We start from the raw sequence: 25,020 nt of genomic DNA, 5'->3' as shown, positions 1-25,020 counted from the left end.
CATTAAAAAAAGCCTGCAGACACGGTCTGCAGGCTCTGTTTATTGGGAGGACGGCGATGATGCCGTCCTTTTGCTATTACTTGTTTTTGCTATTACTTGTGTCCGCTCACGCCATTCTCGGCATTTAGCTTGGCGATCAGCTTGTCGCCTTCAACGTCGAGGTTCGGCAGCAGGCGGTCCAGCCATTTTGGCAGCCACCAGGCTTTGTCGCCGAATACGGCCATAACGGCCGGAACGAGCGTCATCCGGATGATGAAGGCATCAATCAGGATACCGAAGGCCAGGGCAAAGCCGATCTGCTTGATCATCGCATCAGGTGCGAAGATGAAGCCGGCGAAGACGGAAACCATGATAATTCCTGCGGCAAGCACGACGCGGCTGGCAAGATCGTAGCCGTGCACGATGCTGTCATTGCCGCGGCGCCCGTGAACGTAAGCTTCACGCATCGAGCTGACCAGGAACACCTGGTAATCCATCGCCAGACCGTACAGGATACCCGTCACCAGAATCGGCATGAAGCTGAGGAGCGGCCCGCCGGTATCAAAACCGAACAGGGAATGCAGCCAGCCCCACTGATAGACGGCTGTGGTCACGCCGAAGGTAGCAATGATACTGAGAATGAAGCCGACGGTTGCTTTGATCGGTACAATAACCGACCGGAACACGAGCAGCAGAATAATCAGTGAAAGAACAACAATGATACCGATGTACACAGGGAAAGCATCAGAAAGCTTGGATGACATATCGATGTTAATGGCGGTAAAGCCGGTTACACCCAGGGTGATATCGTTATCGGATGCGAGACTGTAGGATGGATCGCGCAGATCCTGTACCAGATCTCTTGTTTCTGTATCCGTCGGACCAGTTTTTGGAATCAGGCTGATAATGGCGATATCGCCCGTTTCGTTCACTCCCATCGGGGATACCAGTGTAACATTGTCATGCGTTTGCAGCTCTTGAGTCAGCTTGCCCAGAGTTTCCATCGAGATTTTGTCCGAAGGGTTATTCGGCTGGGCAACCAGCAGCAGCGGGCCGTTGAAGCCTTCGCCGAAGCCTTTGGAGATCACGTCGTAGCTCTGGCGGGCCGGAGTATCCAGATTCGCCGAGGCGCCGGACGGAATACCGAGCTCCATTTTGGTTACCGGAATAGCAGCTGTTCCAAGTACAAGCACGACCAGAATAATGATCGGCCAGCGGAATTTTACTGTGGCGTTAGCCCAGCGGTGCGAGAAGCCGTGATGCTCTTTGTTGCCGGCAGCAGTACTCTTGGAGCGCGCTTTGGCAGTACAGATCTTCTCGCCTACGAGACCAAGCAGCGCAGGCAGCAGGGTCAGTGCCAGCAGAACGTTAATCAGTACGCTGACAGCAGCAACAAGCGCCATGGTGGACAGGAATTCCATGCCGATAACCAGCATCCCGCACAGGGCGATAATGACAGTTAATCCGGCGAAAAATACTGCGCTGCCCGCAGTACCGATAGCCCGGCTGGCCGCTTCACGCGCATTCAGCTTCTCATCGAGAATCAGGCGGCGCTGGCGGTTGACGATAAACAGGGAATAGTCGATTCCGACAGCCAGACCAATCATCACGGCTAGAACAGGCGTAATGTCATTCATCTGGATTACGCTGCCGAGGGCAAATGCGCCGCCGACACTAATACCAACTCCGAGGAGTGCGGTAATCAGCGGCAGCCCGGCTGCAACAACCGAACCAAGGGTAATGAACAATACGACTGCAGCCACGGCAACCCCGATGGCTTCAGTGGAACCGATGGAAGGCGTGGTCTTCAGCGAGTCACTCGGAATTGCTGTAATGCCGGAGCCGGCCTGCTCGACTTCAGTTACAGCTTCGATCACGTTGTCCGGTACTTCGGACGGCAGTGAAGTCTGCTGCACGGTGAACTGGAACTGGAACAGGGCAATGTTGCCGTCGGAGGACAGCATGACGCCGGGAACCATAACGCCGTCAAACATCAGCGGACCGTAAGGAGCAGCTGAGGCAGCCTGCGCGGCGGCAGCTGCCTGTTCAGCAGCGGCTTGAGCGGCAGCATCATCTTGGCCTGCGGCAGCAGATGGATCAGCAGCGGCGCCTTGGCCTGCAGCGGCGGATGGATCAGCGGCAGCGGATTGGCCTGCGGCAGCGGAAGGGTCGGCGCCTGCAGCCTGTGCAGCAGCGGCTGCTGCTTGGGCAGCCAGATCAGCAGGGTTAATGATGTATTCCATGCTGTAGACATCATTAATTGCCTTCAGGATCAGAGCAGCCCGTTCAGGCGTATCAAGGCGTTCGCCTTCCGGTGCGGTGAAGGCAACGCTGGCCTGGCCGCCGGCGGCAGCCGGAAGCTCTTCGGCCAGCATATCCAGCACCTTTTGCGACTCGGTGCCTTCAATTTTCATTTCGGAGCTGGACTGGATGCCGTTAACGCCGAGCAGTGCGCCAATCACACCGAGAATGACGATCCAGGTTCCGAGGAAGTACCAGGGCTTGGAATAAGCCGATTTTCCCAATCGGTACAGAAATGTAGACATGTAATGGTTTCTCCTTTTTGTCTCTGGTTTAAAAGCCGTTGCGTAAGTAATCGAACATGGAAGTCAAATATTGATCAAAAGATACCGAGCCGGGCCGGTCCTCCTGCGATTCACCCGGCAGCAGGACGTTGAGCCGTCCGTCGAGTATGGGCACAAAAGCTCCGTAAAATGCACCGGCCAGCAGATGCGTATACCCGTCGGAATAACGGCCATTGGTGAACCGTTCGAGCACTTCCTGAGCAGCCATCTGCAGACGGCGGAACACGCTAAGGATATACGGCTCCAGCGACGGATACTGATTGGCCAGTGATGCGAACTGCCGCAATCTGCGCAGAAATTCTGAAGTGAACTGCAGCTTGAGCAGGCTGTACAAGGCATCCAGCGGTGTCGCATCCGGAGGCAAATGTGATAACAGGTCATTTTCGTCCTCACTGGTAGCCGTGTTCATGAAATATTCTGCAACCGCTTCTTCTTTGCAGGAAAAATAATTGGCAAAGGTCCGCCGGGAGACACCCGCCTGCCGGACAACATCATCGACAATGAAGCCGTCCATGCCATGTACCAGGGCAAGCTCAAAAGCTGCTACAGACAAAGCATAAGCGGTAGCTTCCTTTTTCTGGTCACGCAGCGTCAGCTTGGGGTTCAACGCTCATTTCCTCCTTTCTTATGTAGAGTAATACTTTAAATGCAGAGTAATACTTTAAATTCTAAAGTTTATTAAAACATATTTTTGCCCAAAGTGCAAAAATGCTCATTGGGCAAATATGATGAGGGTAAGGGAATGTCTATATACAACTGTTAAAGGAAGAAAGCCTTTGGGTAAGAGTGCTAATGAAGCTGTAGTGGAAGCACGTACTATATTTTGGGCAGAAATGTATGTGCTGCGGATGTTTATTCGCTGGTGTGGGTGCACTGGGCGGAAGAAATATCTGGCGACCTGGCTTAGCGGCCGAAATGAAGGGCAAAAATGCCCTTGAATCCGGCCGAGCCGGCTAAATGTGCGAAATGAAGGACAAAAATGTCCTTGATTCCGGCGCACTCGGCCAAATGTGCGAAATGAAGGACAAAAATGCCCTTGAATCCGGCGCACCCGGCCAAATGTGCGAAATGAAGGGCAAAAATGCCCTTGATTCCGGCGCACTCGGCTAAATGTGCGAAATGAAGGACAAAAATGTCCTTGATTCCGGCGCACTCGGCTAAATGTGCGAAATGAAGGACAAAAATGTCCTTGATTCCGGCCGTCCCGGCCCTAGATCCCAGCCCAGCCAGCAACCCGACCCGCCTGATGCTCCCAGCTGATCGTTAAACGAACATACAGCACGGCCACACTCCCGGCAGCTCCCTCCACAACGGGATACCGGAGGAAAATTCTGCTACAATGGGTTCATTGCATGCATTCCGAAGGAGGATCTACAGATGAAGGCTCTTTTACTGCTGGAAAAAGGAAAATGGAATGAGATGAAGGTTAGTGAAATCAGCGCACCTGAGCCGGGGACTGGTGAAGTGCTGGTAGAGGTGCATGCAGCCGGGCTTAACCCCGTGGATTATAAAACCGCCACCGGCGGCAACCCCAATTGGACCTATCCGCATGTGCTGGGGCTGGATGTGGCTGGGGTAATCGCCGAAGTGGGTGAAGGTGTGGAGCAATGGAAGGCCGGTGACCGTGTCTTATATCACGGGGATCTCACCCGTACAGGCGGATTTGCGGAATTTGCTTTGGCAAAGGCCAGCACGCTCTCGCGGATACCGGATACTGTAAATTTTGCGGATGCTGCCGCGCTCCCGACAGCCGGTTATACGGCTTACCAGGCGGTGCACGGCAAGCTGCCGCTTACGCAGCTGAGCACACTGCTGATTCACGGCGGCGCGGGAGGCGTCGGCGGATTTGCGGTCCAGCTGGCGAAGCTGGCGGGTAAGCGGGTAATTTCCACCGCATCGCGTCACAATCATGAGTACGTGAAAAGCCTGGGCGCGGACTATGTGATCGACTACCGCAAAGCAGACGTAGCCGCAGAGGTGCTCCGTCTGACAGACGGCAGAGGCGTGGATGCGGTAATTGATTCGATCAGCAGACAGAGTGCAACCCAGGGGCTGGAGCTGATAGCCTTTTTCGGTCACGTAGTGCATATTGCCGGGGCGCCGGATTATGCGTCGGTGAAGCCGTTCACCAAAGCTTTTTCCGTCCACGAGGTTGCGCTGGGTGCCGCACATCAGTCCGGCGACCCGCAGGCCCTGCGGCAATTGTCCGTTATCGGAGACGAAATGCTCGCGCTGCTGGCTGCAGGTAAGATCTCCTCACTGCTGGAGGAAGTCATCCCGCTAGAGCAGGTTCCGGCTGCATTGGAACGCCTGTCCGAGCGGCATATCCGGGGCAAAATCGTAGCAAAGCTGAAATAAGGCGGACAGCGTCCGCTCATTTCAACTGTTGTCACAGCTATCCGTGCGAGAAAATGTCGCAGGTGTATGTGAAGCTGGTTGTTGTTACATCCGAACTAAGTGGAAATTCGCTATCTAATTCTCCAGCAAAAGCCGCTATCAGAAAACTAATTGGAAAAACGTCACTTAATATCACCGAAATTACCCCTAATCCGGCTAATGGACTGAAATAGGTGACGTTTTTCCAACTAATAGTAGTAAATATCGGAAAATGCTGAAACTTAGTAGCGAAAATCCAACTAGTTGGATTGAACCAATACCAGCACCAGAAAGCATATGCTCAATCTACATAGACACGTTGGAGGGGACACATGAAGCCTTTCAAATGGTTTTTAATATCAGCAGCAGCTCTAGCAGCCTTAATGGTAACTTCCTGCAGCAGCGGATACTCCGAATCCGAGAAGAAGCAGAAGGCCTCTGAAATGCAAGAGTACCTGGAAGAGAAGTATGCTGAAGCTTTTATTATAGAAAAGGTGGAGGAGCTGCGTTATCACCGGGTAGGCGCGTTCACAAGCGGAGAGGTTGCCGGAGTCCAGGCTGCAGCTTACCCTGCCGGGAAACCGGAGACGGAGTTCAGGGTGGAGTATTGGGAGAAGGAAAATGTCATTGAAGACGGCTATATCAATCTGATAATGTCCGATAAGCTCGCCGAGCTGGTCCAACAAAAAGTTCAGTCAATCTGGAAGGCGCCGGCCAAGCTGGATGTCGACTATTTTGAAGGGCCGTTTGGCTCACTCCCGGACAGCAGCTACACTCCCGAAGCAGAAGTGAAGGATTACCCGTATTCAGCAGGCATTAATGTGTTCATGGCACATGAAGGTGCACTTGACAAACCGTTACAAGCCACGCGGATCAGGCAGCTGAATCAGGAATTAAAGGACTCTGGCATAGCGAAATTCCTCAGCGCAGTCTTTTTTATGAACACTGAAGATTATAACAATATTGAAGCGGCACTACAGGATATAGATGAAAAGCAGGAACATGAATATAACATTTACAGCTTTTGCAGGCCTAAGGCAGACTGCTGGGTTTCCGGAGGGCAGGGGGATGAAACGGTAGAGGAACTGATCGGGGATTTTTCACTTGGAAAAGAGTAATGTTAACACGGCTGCGTTCTCCTTAACAGGAGGTGCGGCTTTTTTTGTCATCCTGATTGACAATTCGCAACTATATGTATACATTTGTATACATATAGGTTTGGCGAAGGAGGGATTCGAGCATGAAAGAACAGTGGGAGCACGGCGGGCATGGTGACCATAATTGCGAAGGCCGGCATAAAGGCAGGCATCATGACGGAGCCAAGACGTTCCGCCGCGGGCGGGCGCTGGAGTTTTTGAATGTGCTTGAGGTGAAAAGAGCAACGCTGAAGCAGCAGGTTGAAGCGCCGGAGTATCAGGAAATTAAGCAGGTACTGCTCGGTGAGCTTAAAGCAATTGAGATGGTAATTGACGAGTATACCCGGCATTTTGAGCTCCGCCGCAGGGAAGCGGATGAGTCTCAGACAGCAGAAGGGGATCAATGATGTGGGAATTAAGACGTTATTTGAAGCCGTATCTAAAATTTATGATTTTGGCCCCGATGTTCATGATGATGGAGGTCTTTTTTGACCTGCTTCAGCCTACACTGGCTGCACATATCGTTGACAACGGCATTGTGAGCCGCAACTTCAGTGTCATTGAGCGGACCGGGTTTCTGATGCTGGGTGTTGCTCTGCTGGGGCTTGTTACCGGGGTGCTGTGCAACTTTTTTGCCAGCCGGGCCTCGCAGAATTTTGGCGCCGATATCCGTGAAGCGCTGTTCACGAAGGTGCAGACCTTCTCCTTTGAAAATGTGGATACCTTCAAGTCCGGCTCGCTGATGACCCGGATGACCAGCGATGTCGTGCAGGTGCAGAATCTGGTGCAGATGGGTCTGCAGGGTCTTGTCCGTGCGCCCAGCCTGCTGGTCGGCAGTGTGGTCATGGCGCTGATTATCAACCGTCAGCTCGGGCTGATTCTGCTGGGCACGCTGATTGTCCTGATTGCCGTAGTCGCGCTGCTAATCCGTTTTTCGACTCCGATTTTCTCGGCGGTACAAGGGAAGCTGGATACTGTGAATACGCGGATTCAGGAAAATCTGGCCGGGATCCGGGTCGTCAAGGCGTTTGTCCGCACCGGCTATGAAACAGGTCGGTTCCGTGAGGTTAACGGGGATTATACCCGGGTCTCGATCCGGGCGGCCCGCTTTATTGCGCTGAACTCGCCGATTGTCACACTGATTATGAACGCCTGCCTTGTAACCGTGCTGCTGTACGGCGGCAACCAGGTATCATTCGGCTCGGTTAAGGCAGGCGATCTGGTCGCTTTTGTAAACTATGTAGTCCAGGTATTATCGTCCCTGCTGATGGTCAGCAGTCTGCTGATGAACGTGTCACAGGCCAAGGTGTCGGCTGACCGGATTCAGGAGGTGCTGGCTGCACAGCCGCATATCCGGGATACTGAAGCAAAAAGCGAATGGTCTCTGCCAGGCCGCAGTGTCAAGCTCGAGAATGTATCCTTCTCCTATAACGGTTCGTCCGATCCGAAGGATCTGGTACTGCAAGGGATTAATATCGAAGCTGAGCGCGGCGAGACCGTGGCCATAATCGGGGCAACCGGCTCCGGCAAAACCACGCTCGTCCAGCTGATTCCCCGGCTGTATGATGTTACGTCAGGCTCGATTAAGCTGGACGGACAGGACATCCGTGAGCTTCCGCTGCTGGAGCTGCGGCGGCGGATCGGGATGATTCTGCAGGAATCCTTCCTGTTCACCGGCACGATCCGCGACAATATCGCCTTCGGCAAGCCTGGTGCAGAGCAGGCCGAAGTGGAAGCTGCGGCGCGAATGGCCCAAGCGCATGATTTTATCAGCAGGCTGCCGGAAGGCTATGATACCAAGCTCGGACAGAAGGGCGTCAACCTGTCCGGCGGGCAAAAGCAGCGGCTGTCCATTGCCCGGGCGCTGCTCGTCAAGCCGCCGGTGCTGATCATGGACGACAGCATGAGCGCCCTGGATGCCCGGACGGAGCGGCAGCTGCGGGGGGCGCTCAAGGATATTACGGCAGAGGCCGTGACCTTCCTGATCGCCCAGAAAATATCGTCCGTTACGGAAGCGGACACGGTCATTGTACTCGATGACGGGGAGATCGCAGGCAGCGGCTCCCATGAGGAATTAATGCAGAGCTGCAAGGTATATCAGGAGATCTACCGGTCGCAGTTCGGCTCAGAGGAGGTGCCTTATGTCAGCGAACCAGCCATCCAGTCATTCTAATCAGGGCAAAACGCCGCAAAAGTTCGACCAGATGGGCTTCCGCCAGGGTCCGGGCCATATGCACGGAGGCGTGCCGAAGGTAAGATCCAAGGATACGCTGGGCACACTGCGGCGGATTTGGGGCTACCTGAAGCAGGAGCGCGGGGCACTCACCTGGGTTATTGTATGTACCGTGCTGATTACTGCTCTTTCGCTCGCAGGGCCTTATCTGATCGGCAAGCTGTTCGATAACTATATCGTGCCCGGCCGGTTTGATGGGATGTTCCGGATGGGAATGATCTTGCTGGGCGTATATGCCTTGAGCGCGTTCTTCACCTGGGTTCAGCAATATACAGCCTCCAGCCTGTCCCAGAACACGGTCCGCAATATGCGCCAGGATCTGTTCGAACAGTATCAGCGGCTGCCTGTATCGTTCTTCGACCAGCGTACCCACGGTGAGCTGATGAGCCGGGCCGTTAACGATATTGCCAACGTCTCCAATACGCTGAATCAGACGGTGGTCCAGCTGATTGCCAGTGTGCTGATGCTGGCCGGCTGTCTGGTTATGATGCTCAGTCTGAGTGTGTGGATGACGCTCATTACTATACTGACCGTTCCGCTTATTACGTTTATTATTAAAAAAATCTCCGTCCATACCCGCCGCTACTTCTCGGAGCAGCAGCAGCATCTCGGCGAGGTGAACAGCTTCGTCCAGGAAAATATCTCCGGACTGAAGGTCGTCAAGGTATTCGGCCGGGAGGAAGAGGCAGTCCGCCAATTCCGGCAGATCAATGAACGGCTGCGGGCCGTCGGAGTGAAGGCGCAGACCCTCTCCGGCTCCATGGGCCCGATGATGAACGCTATGCGCAACCTGACCTTCCTCGTTATCGCGGTGTCAGGCGGTATTTTTGCTTACCATGAAATGATCACGATCGGTATTATTGTCAGCTTTCTTAATTATTCCAACCAGTTCAGCCAGCCGCTTAATCAGCTCGCCAACCAGTACAATCTGTTCCAGTCGGCGGTTGCCGGGGCGGAGCGGGTGTTTGAGGTGCTTGACCTGGAGCCGGAAATGGCCCGGGAGCAGGAGGACAAGAAATCCAAACGGATCAGAGGCGAGGTGGTATTCGATCAGGTGGGCTTCAGCTATAAGCCTGAGGTGCCGGTGCTGAAAAACCTCTCCCTGCACGCCGAGCCTGGCCAGATGCTGGCGCTGGTCGGCCCGACCGGGGCAGGTAAAACAACGATTATCAATCTGCTGACCCGCTTCTATGAAATCCAGTCCGGCCGGATTCTGATTGATGGTGACAATATCCGTGATCTGGATAAGCAGACGCTCCGGTCACAGATCGGCCTTGTGCTGCAGGATGCTTACGTTTTCTCGGGGACGATCCGGGACAACATCCGGTACGGCCGGATGGAAGCTACGGATCAGGAGGTTGAGGAAGCGGCTAAGCTCGCCAATGCCGATGTGTTCATCCGGAAGCTGCCGAACGGCTACGATACGTATCTGAGTGCCGAAGGCGGCAACCTGAGCCAGGGGCAGCGGCAGCTGCTGACCATTGCCCGTGCCGTGCTGTCCAATCCGTCGATTCTGATTCTAGATGAGGCGACGAGTAACGTGGATACGCGGACAGAGCTGCATATCCAGGAGGCGATGCGGAAGCTGATGCAGGGCCGGACCAGCTTTGTCATCGCCCACCGGCTGAGCACCATCCGCGAGGCAGACGCCATTCTGGTCATTCAGGAGGGACAGATCAGCGAGCGCGGAACCCATGAGGAGCTGATGGACCGACGGGGCTTCTATTATGAGATGTACCAGAACCAGTTTGTGTCGGGGACGGCAAGCTAAAGACGGCTCTATAGAGAGCAGCAATTCTTCTTCAGGGTGGAGAGGCTGCTCTTCTCTTATAAATGAGCGAATCTTACGAATACCCCTAAATAATGTAAGGAACGAGGAGGCAGAAAATTCATGGGAGGAACGAATGTATGGGATGCGGAGTGGGAGGTTAACGAAGAGCAGGCGCGAACGCTGATCGGCAGACAATTCCCTCAACTGTCATCGAAGCAAGTGAAGCGATTGGGCTGGGGCTGGGACAATACGGTTTTTCTCATCGGTGACGAGTACGTGTTCCGGTTTCCAAGAAGAACGTTTGCAGTTGGCTCGATTCGTATGGAAGGGAAGCTGCTGCCGAAGCTGGAGGCATATATGACCATCCCCTATCCGAAACCGTTGTTTTATGGCGAAGCAAGTGACGAATACCCGGCACCATTTCTTGGTTATGCCTACATGCCAGGAGATTTCCCAATCGGTTTGACGGAAGAATGCCGGGCTTTATCGGCAGAGACGCTGGCGAAATTTTTGCGGAGATTGCATGAGTTTCCGGTGCAGGCGGCGCTGAAGTGCGGAGTTCAGCAAGATCATCGAAAATTGACGGACATAGCATCGCGCAAAGTGAAATTGGAGGGCTTTCTATCGAAGGTGGTTGAACACTTGTCGCCGGAGGAGTCCGGTGTGATCGAAGCATATATTAGCAGGCTGCAAAAGGACCGTGTCGAGCCGGTGAATGCACTGCTGCATGGCGATCTTCATTTCAAAAATATGCTTGTGAATGAGAACGGAATCGTTTCCGGCATCATTGATTGGGGCGATCTGAGCGTAGGCCATCCGGCTTGCGATTTGAGCGTTGCTTATAGCTTTTTACCACCTTACGCCCGCGGCGTGTTTTTCGAAACGTACGGAGGAGCGGACAAGGAAACAAAGCTGCTGGCGCGTCTGATCGCGGTATACATCCCCATGCTGATCTTAATGCAAGCGGTCGATGACGGGAATGAAGCGATTGCGGCAGAGGCGAAATCCAACATCATGCGGGCACTATCGGATTAGGCTCATTATTTCGTTGCGCTAACGGGACACGATAGCAATAAACCGCCTTTTCAACGAAGGCGGTTTTCTTATGGTCAAATATCAGCATTAGAATTTAACATAGCCATAAACAAAAGCCTGATCTCAACCACCTAGCAAAAAAACAAGATTTCTGGTAAATTTGCAGGCCGTTACAGACCGGAGCTAATTAATATGCTTATGAATAAATAAATTGTAGTACACTAGAATTGCTATACAAGCGCTTACATGAATCACTTGAAATCTCGGTTAAGGAGAACATTCCGATGCTGATGCTAATTGCAGATGATGATGATTATACAAGAGAAGGTCTGATTGATGCGGTCGAATGGAGCCAGTACGGCATTGAACAGATTATCGAGGCGAGAGACGGGGCACAGGCGCTGCGGCTGGCTGCACAGCATAAGCCGGAAATCGTGCTGACGGATATCCGGATGCCGAAGCTGAACGGAATTGCTTTTGCCGAAAAGCTGGGAGAGCAGTGTCCGGACTGCAAGTTGCTGTTCATGAGCGGGTATCTGGATGTGGAATATCTGAAAAGCGCCATCCGGCTGGCCGCAGTCGATTATATAGAAAAGCCGATCAAAATTCCTGATTTGAAGGAGGCCATCTCCAAAACAGTCGAGTCCGTGCAGAAGAGCAGGCGTCTGACCGATGAGCTGAGCATCAAAAAAAACCTGCAGCAGCAAAAGCTGGCACAGCTGCTGATTGAAGGGACAGCCGGCCGTGAAGCGATCCTGAAGCAATGTGAGGAGGCCGGATTTCCGCTGAACGCCGGATATGTATGTGTGATTGTGTCCAGTAGCGGGCAGTCTGGCGGTGAGCCGGAGCTGCTGGAGGAGCTGCATGCCTTCTGGCACAGGCAGGGGGTGCAGGCTGCCGGTAACGTGACCGGCAGAGGAGAGCTTGTATTCGTGCTTCCGCTGAACGGGTTGAAGCTGGAGCGGGTCCACGCGCTGGCGAAGCAGCTGCTTCTAAGCCATGACAGCCTCCGCATTGCAGCAGGCAGCAGGGTGGCTGATATGTTTGAGGTAAGCGGGAGCTATACCGGGGCGCGTACAGCGCTGAACAGCTTTTTCTATGAGCCGGAGGCCCGTTTCAGTCTGTATTCGGAGTTTGCAGTGACGTCAGCCGGGATCAGCCCGCAGCTGTTTGTGGACTTCTATATGCTGATGAAAAGCCAGCCGCGCGAGCTGACCGGATGGATTGAAGCGCTATGTCACCGTCTTGTCTCGGAGGAGCGTCCTCCGCGCGAGCAGGTCTATTCGTTATTTGCCTCCATGGGCAAGGCGATGCTGCAGGAGAAAGGGGCGCTGCTCGCCGGACTGGACGGAGTCTATGAGATGAAGGACATCGACACCCGGATATCCGCGTTCTATACATTATCGGAGCTCAAGGAATATATGTTGGCCATCTGCAGTAGCTATTGTGCCGAAAAAGCCAAGGAGGCCGCGTACTCGCATACGGTAATCAGCGTGATGGATTATGTAGCTGCCCATGTCAGCAAGGCGGAGCTGGATCTGCCGGAAATCGGCCAGCATATGTTCATGTCCTCCGCTCATCTGAACGTGCTGTTCAAGCAGGAGACAGGGATGACGATTACCCAGTACATCAGGGATTACCGGATTGAGCTGGCCAAGAAGCTGATCATGAATGAGCACTATAAAATGAACGCAATCTCGGAGCTGTGCGGCTTTGCCAGTCCGAGCTATTTTGCCAAGGTATTCAGGCTCTGCACCTCCGTCACGCCGGTTGAATACAGAAAGCTCAAGCTGCGATGAGGATTACTGTCCCGTTCCGCAATCTGTCCATCCGCAAAAAGCTGATCCTGCTGTTCGTCATGGTCGGGATTATCCCGCTGATCATTACCTTTTTTGTATCCCAGCATGAAATCCGCAAATACGCGCTGGACCGGCAAAGCTATGCCAACAATCAGACGTATGAGCAGACCCTGTCCGTACTGACCAGCCGGATGTCACATATTGAAGAGATTTCCTCCATGATTGTGATCAATAAAAAGATTACGTCCATCTTCTCGCTGAAGCCCGAGAGACTTGAAATCTGGCAGCAGCTCTCGATGTTCGAGGAAATTACCTCCTACACACAAATTTTGGAGTCGGACTCGCAGTTCAGCAATATTATGTATTTTATCAACGACGGATTCGTAACCGCCGGCAAAACCTCGCTGTACCGGCCGCTCAGCCAGGTTCAGGGCCAAAAGTGGACCGAGTCCTTTTTGGCTGCAAAGGGGAGATCTACATGGCTGATCTTCGAGGACAAATTCAACTTTTTGACCCCGAAGAAGTATCTTACGCTGGGCCGGGCATTGTGGAATGAGAATGACTATATGGAATCCGTCGGCTTCGTGATGATCAACATTGACCTGGAGGAGATCACCGGAGCGCTGCGGCAGTCGGTACCCGGGCAGCTGGTCTACGTGGAAACAGCAGACGGCGAGCTTGTTGCCAGCAGCGGGACTGAAGAAGAGCTGGCGAAGATGCGCCTGCCGGGCAAGCTGAACAGCGGGCCCAGCTATTCAGAAATTCATCTGGAGAGCGGCACCTACCTGGCCCGAGGCAACCAGATTGATTCGACCGGCCTGTATCTGGTATCGGTGATTCCGTCCAGTGCCGCCATGTCGATTATCCAGAAGATCCGTGTTCAGATGCTGGGCATCTATGCCGTGATCGGGCTGCTGATTTTTGTGTTTATTTTCCCGATTACAAGGTCGATAACACAGCGTATCTTCCTGCTGATGAATAAGATGAGCCAGGTGCGGCAGGGGAGGCTGAATACGCTGGACCTGGAGCCGCGCACGGATGAGCTGGGCCATCTGATCTCCAGCTACAATTATATGATCAACAGTGTGCAGGAACTGATGGAGGAGCAGTTCAGGCTGGGGCAGGAGAAGAAGGGGGCAGAGCTGAAGGCACTGCAGTCCCAGATCAATCCGCATTTTTTGTATAACACGCTGGATATGGTGAACTGGATGGCCCAGAAGGATGAGGTAGACAATATCCAGCGGGTGATTCACGCCCTGTCGGATTATTACAAGCTGGTGCTGAATAAAGGCAAGGATTTTGTGAGCGTGGGTGACGAGGTCAGGCTGTGCAGCATCTATATGGACATTCAGAAGAACCGGTACAAAGACAGGATCAAGCTGGAGATCAGCGTAGAGGACGATGCGCTTAGCTGCATGCTGCCCAAGATTACCCTGCAGCCGCTGGTGGAGAACGCGATTGTGCACGGCATTATGGAAACGGAAGAGCGCAGAGGAACGATCCGGATTACAGGCCGGATTGAACAGGACAGGCTGCGGATCACCGTTGAAGACGACGGGGCCGGCTTAAGCGAACGGGAGGAGCGGCATTCGGGCTACCAGGGAAGCGGGTACGGGGTTGAGAATATCAACAAGCGGCTGAGTCTGTTTTTTGGCGGTGAAGCCAGGGAGATAACGTTCATAAGTGCAGAGGGTAAAGGGACCAGTGTGATTATAGACATTCCAGTTATGCGGGTTTTGTGAAAATATGAGTATTAGGCTCTCCAGTAAACTAAGCAGCGGCAGAACAAGACTCAGTAAATGAAGTCTTGGGCTGCCGCTGTTGTTGTGCAGCTAATCTTATGAGATCTTAACTCACTCTATCAGCTGAAGCAGATTCTGGACAGAATCCTGCGGTAGCGAGTAGACGGTCCCTGTATCGTTTATGTCTGCGAGCATACCCTGCATATCATCCAAACTGAGCCAATAATGAAAGGTGATCGTTTCATTATTATCCAGCACAATAACGAAATCATAATCGGGAATGCTTGTATCCCGTATCCCCAGCATCTGGCTTGCCGTGGACAGAGAATTCAGCACAACAGAGAATTCTTCGGCGTCGGACAGCTTTTTGAGTAATGTACTGCCGACGGAGCCGTGACTCTCAGACTTGAAAATGTTAATTTTAATTATTTCCTTATTTTGCATATATTCAACAATTTGTTCAAGAGTCAGCTTTGGATCAGCGCCTCCTAGAGGGGCTCCTTCAGGTTTTCGGTCTGAACATCCGGCAAAAATAAGAACACAACCAATGATCACAAGTATCCGAGATATTATTTTCAATAGTACCGTCTTCCTTCATCAGGATGGCATTCTTTAGCTTAACCTTTCAATGCAAATAGGGTTGGAGTAACAATACAAGACCAATGAATGCGAATATTGCAGTTCCAATTCGAGTGAATATAAAATAAGCGCATGAAGGTTCCCTGGTTGCCTTGAAATTAGGCAGCATCGCATCCCCCTTCTTGATTCACACAATACTCCTGATAATTGTAAATTTCAATCCTGACCGACCAATGAAACAAAGCAGCCGATCACACCGTCGGCTGCTTTGTTTATGACCATCCAGCCTCCCCAATTCATTTCTTCATCAAAAACCCGCAGAGTGATTATGGAATGCCTTGAAAATAACCTCGGGATCACTATCATTTATGACATGGATAGTTGCTTCAGTCATCGAAACCTCGATAACTTGGACGAACGTGAGAAGGAAGTCGTGGTAGGGAGGTTGGGGTTGGACACCGGCGGGGAAGAAAGGACGCAGCGGGAGATTGCGAAGGATCTGGGGATTTCGCGGAGTTATGTGTCGCGAATTGAGAAAAGGGCGCTGATGAAGCTGTATCACGAGTTTTATAAAGCGAAAAGATAGTTTTTAAGAGCGACTTATCTTAGGATGAGTCGCTTTTGTATTAACACTTTCACATAGGTGTTTATCGACATAGTGAAAGTTCTGAACGGGTGCTAGCGGCTTACCGTTATCCAAGGAATAACTGCTAACTACGACGTTATGTTCGGAGGTAAGGAATATACAAGTGGCACGAAATGGATTTGAGATCTGAACATAGCGAAATCCAAAAAAACGTCAAGGGCTAAATCAATTTCAGGGATGAACAAAATCACTATTAAAGGATAGTTAAATAACAAATACTTAGAGAAAAGGTTTAAATGAAAATTGAGAGAGAATAATTTACAATAATGATATTAAATTACTGTAAAAATATTCTGATATATTACGTGTGAGAAACAATTCTTAAAGAAAAGTGGGGGATTAGCAAATAAAATATATCATACAAATTAAAATGATTAGCATAGAAAGAGAGTGAAAATAGAAAAATTAAAAGTGGTGATAACTTGCAGAGAAAAAATATAAAAGGAAGAGTCGCAGTTCAAGTAGCATTAATTGTAGTTTTCCATTTAATTGTTGTTTGGCTTTTAAAAATAAAATTGGAAGAATCAGTGAAACTAAATGAATTAATAATAGCCTATCTTGGTCCAATTATTTTATTGTGCACAACTTGTGCGATGTCTTTAAAGAAGACTTCTTTTATATATAATTTATTTTGGATAATTGTGAGTGCTTTACCAAGTAGTTGTATTTTGAATTATTTTAGTCTGAGGGATATTAATAAAGATAGAGGGCCCGGTATAGTAGATTTAAGTTATCTTGATATAGGTATTGATTATAACCAAATTAATTTATTATTTTATTTTCCATTAGCGTTATCAATTATACAAATAATTCTCATGTTTGGAATATGGATAATAACAATAACTAAAAAATAGAAAAGTTGTTGAGTGGTCGTAGATTTCGATATAAAATAGTTATTTTAAAGTAATGTGAGGAGATTAAGATGAAAAGAAAAATTTAGAAGTATTTTGATTTATATAATAGTTTTTTCTTTAATTGCTGGGTTTGGCTGGGGTAACAACAATTTTGTGGCTGCTGAAGCTAATAAATCAATTGGAATATTAAGTACCAGTGTTTACCCAGAATCAAGTATTGTGAAATTTGGGTTGGTAGTAGTATTAACGATTATTACGGAAGTATAATTTCGTTTTTGGTAAAGAAGGTTTTAAGGTTGTAGACGCAGCATATGATTGGAGAGTGTCTTCAATTGAGAGTGCCAAAAAATTGAAAGAAATAATAGAGAAAGAGAGGACTTTAAATCCTTATAGTAATTTTTATATTATAGCTCATAGTATGGGAGGACTTGTTGCTACAGAGTTTATAAGGCAAGGGAATGGGCACTTAATAGATAAGTTAATTACATTGAGCACTCCTTTTCTTGGTGCGCCTCAAGCAGCTTACATGTTCGAAACAGGTAATATAACGGGTGATTATGGAATAGATTTATATATTCAAAATAGTATACGATACATTGAGAAAAATATACCTTCGGAACGCAGTTAATCCGACACAATCTAGCATAAACAAACCATCAATTACTTGGAGTCAAACAGATGCTGCATTAACCCAGTTTACTGCATATCAAGTTAATGTACTGGATGAAACCGGAGGTATTATTCATGATACAGGTGAAATTAAAACTTCCACAATAGTTACGAATGGGACTTGGATACCTTCAAATGCATCTCCAACATTTGAGCCTATTCAAATTAAAGTAAGGGTTAAAGATGAAACTATGTGGTCAGAATGGTCAAATGCTGGTTGGATGGAGATTGTTAGCATGTTTTCTTTAAGATCAACGCAACCGTTAGATAATTCTATTGAAATAAGCCAATCCAAAATCACAGCCGGAGAAACTGCTACAGTAAAATTGAGTGTTTATGGAAATGTATATAGTTAAGATGGAAATGCAGTTGATATTTTAAATGGGATTGCTAAAGTAAGGATATCAGGCTATAACATATCATCTATAGATTCCTCCGGAAGATTTGGAGATAATGATTTTTCGCCTACGGGAATTACATAAATAGATGTACCATTTTATAATGGGGTTGCAGAAGTGCCATTAATTTTAAATGTAACCGGTAAGCAGTCAGTATCCATAGAAATCGTTGATCTTGAAAACAGCTTGAGAAAAGTGGAAGTGGAGGTTATCCCCGTTGAATTAACAGATGTTTTATTTATCAAAAAACCGTTTTTTAGAATAACGTATATTGCATTTCAGAGTAATTATAATGAAGTATTGAAACGGACAATATAACTCTTCGCTTATTAAGTCGGTAAGCCTTCACGCTAATTAAGAACAAAATAACCACCTCTTGTACACTAAAGTGTAAACGATGTGGTTATTTTTATTTCTCATTTTATGATAGTTGATAAATTCTATTTATGTGAGTTTATATGTTTAAAGCAGCTATGCCACGTTTGGTTAATTTAATAGGTACCCGATCTCTTCTAAGCTAGTTCAATTGTATACTTTTTAATATTTCGTTGAATTCAGCGTTGGCTTGTTTGCTGGCCTGAGATGGAAAAACAGACAAAAGGCTATAGATTTCATTATTTTGCTCGAATAGAATCATTTGAACTTCGATCGTTTCATTGTTCTCGCTTAAGCTATAGGTCAACTGCTTCGCATCGATTCCCCCCACCTTCACAGACTGCTCAGTGATTTCCACCGCATTTTCGTCCGTTATATCTTTTTTGAACGAGCTAACATATTGTTCGAAGTTCATATCTAAATCACTCATACTATAATGCTGAATAAGTATCGTGTTTTGCTCTGGTAAGCTTAAGATAAGCTGGTGATCTCCAGTATTCTCAACAGAAGCTGTTACGTCCCTCCAGTCGCCGTAGCCTGTGACTTGGATTTTTTTATCTTTGGTCGCAAATGGCTGCTTCGTATAAATGATAACTGCTTGAAGCTCCGCCAGCCAGTTCACCTTCGCACCCACTGCTTCGCCGATAAAACGTAATGGAACGTAGGTGCTGCCTTTGATGATAGAAGGGGCTACTGTCAGTTTTTTCTGATTGCCATTGATCTCAGCAGTAGTTGAACCTACTTTAAGCTTGATCAGTGTACCTGGTTTACTTCCCTTGATGGTTTGCGTTTTTGGATCCCAGTCCACTTTCAGACCCATTGCTTCGAAAAGAGCGCGGAACGGAACAAGTACAGATCCGTTTTGCTGGATGGGCGGGACTTGGAATTTAACGATCTCACCATTCAACAGCACCATGATTTCGTCAGGATCTGAAGATGGTGCTGGTTCGTCATCAGCTTCTTCAAGCACTTTGACACCTTTGGCAGCGAGCTCGGCCAGGGTTTTCTCTGCATTCGTATTCAAAGGATTATTGCTGAGTGAAACCTCTTTAAGCTTCGGAAGACTTGTTAAGACGCTAATATCCTGGACCAAATTATTCTCAAAGTATAAATGTTCAAGTTCCGGGTGATCTCTTAACGGTTCAAGAGACTGGATTTGGTTATCGTTTACGCTCAGCCAATTCAGTTTGACTAGGGATTGAATCGGTGAGAGGTCCTTAAGCTGATTGTGGCCGATTAACAAGTCCGTTAGATTGGTTAATCCCGCTAGTGCATCAAGCTTCTGTATGTTATTAGAATCGATAATAAGCTGTTTCAATTGGGACAGCTCTTGCAGCGGCTCCATTTGAGTGAGCTGATTGTCATTCAGAGCCAAGAAGGTAATTTTATGCAGATTTTTAAGCGGCTCAATATTGGTAATGCCAAGCCCTGGGAGCATTAAGCTCTCTAAATTAACAGCATGCTCTAGTCCGTTTAAACTGTTAATTTTCTTCTTAGGATTATCGGGATAGAGCGACGTTATAGTCTGTAAATCTTCTTTGGTAATGGGGCCAGCCGGTTTCTCTAGTTCGGCTCGAATCGCTTGTTCCAGGTTTTTGTCTGAGATAAGAGAAGTCTCTGCAAACGCAGCTGGAACAGAAACGAGGCTAAGCAGAAAAGCAAGAACAGTGATTAGTTGAAGTTTGAACGGTTTACGCAAAATGGATACACTCCTCGAATTGTCATAGTGACTAGATTCGACATTTGTAAACCATTCCCTTTATGCCAGAGCGTTTAGCCCTTTTTGTTATGCGGAAAATACCCGGACAATATCTTAAGGCTTTCTTCTCGCAATATGCCGCTTGTAACTTCACAGCTTGAATATAACGTGTACTCCTGTAAATCGGTAATGTATGTTTGATCAACAGTGTGCAGGAGCTGATGGAGGAGCAGTTCAGGCTGGGGCAGGAGAAGAAGGGGGCAGAGCTGAAGGCGCTGCAGTCCCAGATCAATCCGCATTTTTTGTATAACACGCTGGATATGGTGAACTGGATGGCCAAAAGGATGAGGTAGACAATATCCAGCGGGTGATTCACGCCCTGTCGGATTATTACAAGCTGGTGCTGAATAAAGGCAAGGATTTTGTGAGCGTGGGTGACGAGGTCAGGCTGTGCAGCATCTATATGGACATCCAGAAGAACCGGTACAAAGACAGGATCAAGCTGGAGATCCGCATAGAGGACGATGCGCTTAGCTGCATGCTGCCCAAGATTACCCTGCAGCCGCTGGTGGAGAACGCGATTGTGCACGGCATTATGGAAACGGAAGAGCGCAGAGGAACGATCCGGATTACAGGCCGGATTGAACAGGACAGGCTGCGGATCACCGTTGAAGACGACGGGGCCGGCTTAAGCGAACGGGAGGAGCGGCATTCGGGCTACCAGGGAAGCGGGTACGGGGTTGAGAATATCAACAAGCGGCTGAGTCTGTTTTTTGGCGGTGAAGCCAGGGAGATAACGTTCATAAGTGCAGAGGGTAAAGGGACCAGTGTGATTATAGACATTCCAGTTATGCGGGTTTTGTGAAAATATGAGTATTAGGCTCTCCAGTAAACTAAGCAGCGGCAGAACAAGACTCGGAAAATAAGTCTTAGGCTGCCGCTGTTGTGTCGAGCACGTTTCCCGTGAGCACGATAGTCTTATATTTTAATTAGAATCGCTGCTTATAGTTGTGAGGCTTGCCGAACATCTAACGCAGTGACGTCCCGACGGGCTTAGGGGCTGGATGTGGTCACTCGCTTCTCAGAGTGATGGTGCTAGCCGAAGGAAGTTCTGGAAGCAGCCATTGCATTTAAGGCGTTCTCAAAATAGCTATATACTTCATCTGCGATTCCCAGAAACTCTTCAACAGGTACATTACTATCCAAGTAACAGGCATACAGATAATCAACTAAAGCGGAGTCAATCTCACAATAGTTTAATATGGCATTTTTCATCTTAAGAATGTCATCTTGCCATGTACCTGTATCTTCTAAAACCAAAGAGTATAATGCACGAATTAATCTCTTAGAGTAACCTTTAATATATCTAGTTTTCATTGTGTTATCACTAGCATTAGAAAGTAAACTATGTATATGTTCTACTTCCTCCTTGGTCTCTGTATTTAAGTCTAAAATGAACGCTGGAGAAATCATTATCGGGGGTACTTTTTCACCAACGTCATGACCATATATGCAAACACAAATGATCTTTATCCAAAAACCCCACTCATTCGGTTTACTTAATACATCGTCAATCGAGCAAATTATCGTATCAATCTTAGTTACTGCCGGATATTCTTCCAAAAGCCTGTCTTTAATATTTGACAATCTTTCGTAATCAATATCTTTGGGATCTACACAAATAATAGTAAAGTCTGCATCTGACTTAAAAGGTTTAGCAGTTCCTTTGGGAATCGAGCCACACATATAAATGCTATGAATTGTACCTTTGAATTCGGTAAGTATATTATCTATATACTTATCAACAAAATCCTTATATTCACTTTGTATTACAATTCTATTGATAACTTTTTCTAATATCATATAGACTCCTCCTAAACTAAGAACTTCTTTCGGCTAACGTCTTTCTGCGAATTTCGTAAATTCGTCATGACTTAAGTTATTCACGAAATCATTCAACTATCCTGCCCGTTAACGTAACGAGAGTCAGACGGTCCTTAAGCTCGGCTGCTTCTGTCTGTACTGAGCTACGGTTTTCCGTTAGTTGAATTCATTCCTGCCGTACGCAACTGGCATGTCACTGAAGTAATCAATGAAATAACCCTCAGATTCCCAACCGCCAGAAGACCTTTGTATTAATTCGCTAATTGTGTTCTTTGATTTACCGAATCGTCTTAATAATTCGGCTTTGTAATATTCCATATCACGTCCTTCGAATATATAATCGGACGCACAGTAATTATCGCCCATGTATATTGTAAAGTTGTACCCCAAGTAATTCGAGATCTCTTTGCATATAGTTCGAATTTCAAATTGTAGCTCCTTGTTTTCAATAAAGCTGTACCATCTAAAGCATGGTTGGAATTCACAGATATTTTTATTAAATATAAAGCTGAATCCTCCAGGACCGTCTACCTCAATGTATTCATCATCTGCGAAAAGAACAGGATCGAATGGGCCGTAGCTATGTGATTCGATTATTCGCTCACGGTTAAGAGACCACGGTCTAACTAAGTGGGGATTATGTTGGTTAACTTCAGATATACATTGAACAACTCTCGGGAATGCCGTTCCTTCAACTAGCTCGTCTTTAAAAATCTCTATTGATCTTAAATCAAGGGAATGTTGAAACATCGCTGAAAAATCTACACCCACGATACCACTCCTCGGGAAACGCTATCAAGTTACTCCTTTATCAATTTTACCACTTTGTATAATGGAATGTTGGGGTCAGTTTGTTACACATAACTGCCCGTTAACGTAACAAGAGTCAGTCAGCCGGTCCTTGAGCCCGGTTGACTCTGTCTGTACTGAGCTATAGTCTCTCGTTAGTTGAATCTGCATGCTTTCTTTTATCAAACAATATCTTCGTACTGTGCATCATCTAAAGGGCAGTTTTTTTTGATTATCATGTTATATTAATTGATATAAATAAAACCGCTTAAATTATATAATCAGGAGTGATAGTAAAATATGTTAAGGGTAGATGTCGCATATGCATTAATTTATAACGAAGAAAAGAAAGAACTCTTGATGGTTAATAACAAAGGTGACAGTTGGTCTCTTCCTGGTGGTGCAGTTGAAAAGGGAGAAACTCTCGAACAGGCAGTTATCCGCGAGACTAAGGAAGAAACAGGTCTAACAATTGAAGTTGAAAACATTGTTGCAGTAAATGAAGCGTTTTTTAAGGAAAAGGGACATCACGCTTTATTTATAACTTTTGAAGCAAAAATTATTGAAGGCGAAATTTCAATTCAAGATGAAGATGAAATTTCCGGAGTAGAATGGGTAGGGATAAAAAGGGCTAATGATTTAATGCCCTATCACCCTGCTGGTGTAGAAAAGTTACTTAAAAACTCTTCAATCTATACTTTCCAAGGTTAAACTAACAAAATAACGGGAAACGTAAGATCAATAAACCAACAGTAGTCTAGGACTTTATTTCTATGAGCATTTTGCATTAATCTAAGCCCTTGCTATACAAAGGGATTTTGGATATAAAAAAGGACTTCACCCCAACTTGGAGAAGTTTTTTGGTGACGAAACCAAAACACTCAAGAGGAGGAAGCCCCTTTTGTATATTCTCCAAGAAAGTCTATTTTCCTTTGAGGAGCTTCAAAAAATCGAATCGAAAGAACGACTGCCTATCTTTTTTAGTGCACTGGACTTACGACCGTATGCGAGGCAATTGAGAAACCCTTCACCCCGAGGAGCGGATGGGCACTGCCGTCAAGGCATTCTTCGCGCATTACTCGCGGCTCCCTTAGAGAACATCGATACGTTCACCGGCCTAGCGCGTAGACTGGAGTTTGACCTTCGTTTCCGTTACCAATGTGGACTTCGGCTGGACATCTTCGCCCCTTCGATCTCTACGTTAAGCCGGGTTTTTGCCGACTTGACTCGCAAAAACCTCGCCCAGCAGTTGTTTGAGGATCTTGTCGCTCAGTGCCAAGAAGCTGGAATCCTAGGCGGCACTCATGTCGCCATCGACAGCGCAGCCATTCACGCTTACGAGAAAAAAGAACCTAAGCGAAAAAGCGAACTCACCGGCAATGCCAATTGGGGAGTAAAACTCGATGCGTTTGGCAACAAAGTTAAGTGGTTTGGCTATAAGCTGCATCTGGCCGTCGATACGAAGAGTGAACTTCCGATTGCCCTAAACGTTACACCTGCTCATGTGAATGATGGCGATGAGGGACCTACACTCATGAAGCGAACCGTCGAACGATTCAAGCCTCGTTTTTTCATGCTGGATGCAGGATATGACCAAATGAAAAACTACGAAACGGCTCGCAGCGTCAAGGCCCAAGCGATTATTCCAATGAATCCGCGGAATGAAAAGGAACCCCCTGCAGGTATGACAAGCAAAGGGACACCTTGCTGTTCGATGGGGTTTCCGATGACGTATTGGGGACAGGAAAAGGAACGTTTGAAGTTTCGTTGTCCACACGCTACGGGGAAAGTGGATTGTCCTTTAGGCATGACGGCTTGCTCCACTTCCAATTATGGGATGGTGGTCAAGGTCGACACTCAGCAAGACCTTCGCCGCTATGCAATGCCGCACCGAGAAAGTCGGGGCTGGAAGGAACTCTACAACAAGCGAACCAGTGTAGAACGCTGTAATTCTCGAATGAAGACCTATCTAACCGCAGACCAATTGCATGTTTGGGGTATTCAAAAAGTTACGACTCACCAATATTTGAATGCCATTGTGCTGCTTGCTTCTGCGCTCGCTGTATCGAGACAAAGAGTCGTAACTGCCGCTTAAATTTAGCCTTTCCGCAAATTCTGCCCGTCTGTCCATTTTTGCTCTTCTTTTCTCAAAACCTAAATTTATCATGCAGTATAGCCTTATCTTTTTCCTGGAAATGAATTATGCAAAATGCTCCTATGTTTAAGACAGCTGCTGTTTTTAAATTTGAACCCTCATAACGGGCTCTTTTGGAATTTACTAGTGAGCAATATGCGTCAAATGCGACATAAAACCTCCACTATCTTGTTCAACTAAATATCCTGCCCTATCGTTGAATAAAAGCAGCCAATCACATGGAACAGCTGCTTCCTTGGTATTATTGAGCTATCGTTTCCCCTTTAGTTTAACGAGACAATTACTTCCCGGCAAAAGGCCTCCACGTCTCATCTTG

Annotated in this window: 21 protein-coding genes and 2 pseudogenes; 17 read left to right on the top strand and 6 right to left on the bottom strand. The window is 47.9% G+C overall.

Annotation, left to right across the window (positions count from 1 at the left end; genetic code table 11):
• Window positions 1-92 precede the first annotated feature (92 nt).
• On the bottom strand, window positions 93-2,525 hold the full coding sequence (locus NST84_RS21770; RefSeq protein WP_342562232.1) for an MMPL family transporter: 2,433 nt from the start codon (window positions 2,523-2,525) through the stop codon (window positions 93-95).
• 28 nt (window positions 2,526-2,553) lie between these two features.
• The gene (locus NST84_RS21765; protein WP_342562231.1) at window positions 2,554-3,171 is read right to left on the bottom strand and encodes a TetR/AcrR family transcriptional regulator; all 618 of its coding nucleotides are present in this window, start codon (window positions 3,169-3,171) and stop codon (window positions 2,554-2,556) included.
• 359 nt (window positions 3,172-3,530) lie between these two features.
• Between NST84_RS21765 and NST84_RS21760 the strand changes: the two genes are divergently transcribed.
• From NST84_RS21760 to NST84_RS21720, 9 genes are all read left to right on the top strand, one after another.
• A complete protein-coding gene (locus NST84_RS21760) occupies window positions 3,531-3,674 on the top strand; it encodes a hypothetical protein (protein ID WP_342562230.1) in 144 nt (47 codons plus the stop codon).
• A gap of 267 nt (window positions 3,675-3,941) precedes the next feature.
• Complete coding sequence (locus NST84_RS21755; RefSeq protein ID WP_342562229.1) at window positions 3,942-4,922, top strand: zinc-binding dehydrogenase; 981 nt, start codon at window positions 3,942-3,944, stop codon at window positions 4,920-4,922.
• A gap of 461 nt (window positions 4,923-5,383) precedes the next feature.
• Window positions 5,384-6,058 carry a hypothetical protein gene (locus NST84_RS21750; RefSeq protein ID WP_342562228.1) on the top strand — a complete coding sequence of 225 codons (675 nt, stop codon included), beginning with the start codon at window positions 5,384-5,386 and terminating at the stop codon, window positions 6,056-6,058.
• A gap of 122 nt (window positions 6,059-6,180) precedes the next feature.
• The gene (locus NST84_RS21745; protein WP_342562227.1) at window positions 6,181-6,483 is read left to right on the top strand and encodes a hypothetical protein; all 303 of its coding nucleotides are present in this window, start codon (window positions 6,181-6,183) and stop codon (window positions 6,481-6,483) included.
• Entirely contained in the window at window positions 6,483-8,249 is a 1,767-nt protein-coding gene (locus NST84_RS21740; RefSeq protein WP_342562226.1) for an ABC transporter ATP-binding protein, read from the top strand. The genes NST84_RS21745 and NST84_RS21740 overlap by 1 nt, the downstream gene beginning before the upstream one ends.
• Complete coding sequence (locus NST84_RS21735) at window positions 8,218-10,080, top strand: ABC transporter ATP-binding protein (RefSeq protein ID WP_342562225.1); 1,863 nt, start codon at window positions 8,218-8,220, stop codon at window positions 10,078-10,080. Before NST84_RS21740 ends, NST84_RS21735 begins: the two co-directional genes overlap by 32 nt.
• 120 nt (window positions 10,081-10,200) lie before the next feature.
• Window positions 10,201-11,115: a phosphotransferase gene (locus NST84_RS21730; protein ID WP_342562224.1), complete on the top strand. Its 915-nt coding sequence runs from the start codon at window positions 10,201-10,203 to the stop codon at window positions 11,113-11,115.
• A 284-nt stretch (window positions 11,116-11,399) separates the two neighbouring features.
• Complete coding sequence (locus NST84_RS21725; protein WP_342562223.1) at window positions 11,400-12,914, top strand: response regulator; 1,515 nt, start codon at window positions 11,400-11,402, stop codon at window positions 12,912-12,914.
• Window positions 12,911-14,656, top strand: coding sequence for a sensor histidine kinase (locus NST84_RS21720; protein ID WP_342562222.1), 1,746 nt, complete (start codon window positions 12,911-12,913; stop codon window positions 14,654-14,656). Before NST84_RS21725 ends, NST84_RS21720 begins: the two co-directional genes overlap by 4 nt.
• Before the next feature lie 111 nt (window positions 14,657-14,767).
• Here NST84_RS21720 and NST84_RS21715 read toward each other — a convergent pair whose 3' ends face one another.
• On the bottom strand, window positions 14,768-15,100 hold the full coding sequence (locus tag NST84_RS21715) for a hypothetical protein (protein WP_342562221.1): 333 nt from the start codon (window positions 15,098-15,100) through the stop codon (window positions 14,768-14,770).
• A gap of 526 nt (window positions 15,101-15,626) precedes the next feature.
• Here NST84_RS21715 and NST84_RS21710 point away from each other — a divergent pair.
• The 4 genes and pseudogenes from NST84_RS21710 to NST84_RS21695 form a co-directional block, all read left to right on the top strand.
• Window positions 15,627-15,821 (top strand): annotated as a pseudogene (locus tag NST84_RS21710) (sigma factor-like helix-turn-helix DNA-binding protein); the annotation flags it as partial.
• Between the two features lie 482 nt (window positions 15,822-16,303).
• Window positions 16,304-16,735: a hypothetical protein gene (locus NST84_RS21705; RefSeq protein ID WP_342562220.1), complete on the top strand. Its 432-nt coding sequence runs from the start codon at window positions 16,304-16,306 to the stop codon at window positions 16,733-16,735.
• A 304-nt stretch (window positions 16,736-17,039) separates the two neighbouring features.
• Window positions 17,040-17,363: pseudogene (locus tag NST84_RS21700) on the top strand (alpha/beta fold hydrolase); the annotation flags it as partial.
• On the top strand, window positions 17,332-17,760 hold the full coding sequence (locus NST84_RS21695; protein WP_342562219.1) for a hypothetical protein: 429 nt from the start codon (window positions 17,332-17,334) through the stop codon (window positions 17,758-17,760). The pseudogene NST84_RS21700 and the gene NST84_RS21695, both read left to right, overlap by 32 nt.
• Before the next feature lie 559 nt (window positions 17,761-18,319).
• On the opposite strand, the gene NST84_RS21690 is transcribed toward NST84_RS21695, so the two are convergent.
• The gene (locus NST84_RS21690) at window positions 18,320-19,876 is read right to left on the bottom strand and encodes a stalk domain-containing protein (RefSeq protein ID WP_342562218.1); all 1,557 of its coding nucleotides are present in this window, start codon (window positions 19,874-19,876) and stop codon (window positions 18,320-18,322) included.
• A gap of 197 nt (window positions 19,877-20,073) precedes the next feature.
• Between NST84_RS21690 and NST84_RS21685 the strand changes: the two genes are divergently transcribed.
• Both NST84_RS21685 and NST84_RS21680 read left to right on the top strand, forming a co-directional pair.
• The gene (locus NST84_RS21685; RefSeq protein ID WP_342562217.1) at window positions 20,074-20,229 is read left to right on the top strand and encodes a histidine kinase; all 156 of its coding nucleotides are present in this window, start codon (window positions 20,074-20,076) and stop codon (window positions 20,227-20,229) included.
• Between the two features lie 14 nt (window positions 20,230-20,243).
• Complete coding sequence (locus tag NST84_RS21680; protein WP_342562216.1) at window positions 20,244-20,741, top strand: ATP-binding protein; 498 nt, start codon at window positions 20,244-20,246, stop codon at window positions 20,739-20,741.
• Between the two features lie 230 nt (window positions 20,742-20,971).
• Here the strand turns inward: NST84_RS21680 and NST84_RS21675 are convergent, their stop codons facing one another.
• Window positions 20,972-21,739: a nucleotidyltransferase domain-containing protein gene (locus NST84_RS21675; protein ID WP_342562215.1), complete on the bottom strand. Its 768-nt coding sequence runs from the start codon at window positions 21,737-21,739 to the stop codon at window positions 20,972-20,974.
• 177 nt (window positions 21,740-21,916) lie between these two features.
• On the bottom strand, window positions 21,917-22,531 hold the full coding sequence (locus tag NST84_RS21670; protein ID WP_342562214.1) for a hypothetical protein: 615 nt from the start codon (window positions 22,529-22,531) through the stop codon (window positions 21,917-21,919).
• Window positions 22,532-22,849: 318 nt separating this feature from the next.
• Between NST84_RS21670 and NST84_RS21665 the strand changes: the two genes are divergently transcribed.
• Both NST84_RS21665 and NST84_RS21660 read left to right on the top strand, forming a co-directional pair.
• Window positions 22,850-23,260 carry an NUDIX hydrolase gene (locus NST84_RS21665; RefSeq protein WP_342562213.1) on the top strand — a complete coding sequence of 137 codons (411 nt, stop codon included), beginning with the start codon at window positions 22,850-22,852 and terminating at the stop codon, window positions 23,258-23,260.
• Window positions 23,261-23,450: 190 nt separating this feature from the next.
• Window positions 23,451-24,644 carry a transposase gene (locus NST84_RS21660; RefSeq protein ID WP_342562212.1) on the top strand — a complete coding sequence of 398 codons (1,194 nt, stop codon included), beginning with the start codon at window positions 23,451-23,453 and terminating at the stop codon, window positions 24,642-24,644.
• Window positions 24,645-25,020 lie beyond the last annotated feature (376 nt).

The sequence above is a fragment of the Paenibacillus sp. FSL R7-0345 genome (genome assembly GCF_038595055.1).
Lineage (GTDB): Bacteria > Bacillota > Bacilli > Paenibacillales > Paenibacillaceae > Paenibacillus_AQ.
The sequence above is the reverse complement of the archived record's forward strand: the minus strand, read 5'-3'. Positions and strand labels throughout refer to the sequence as shown.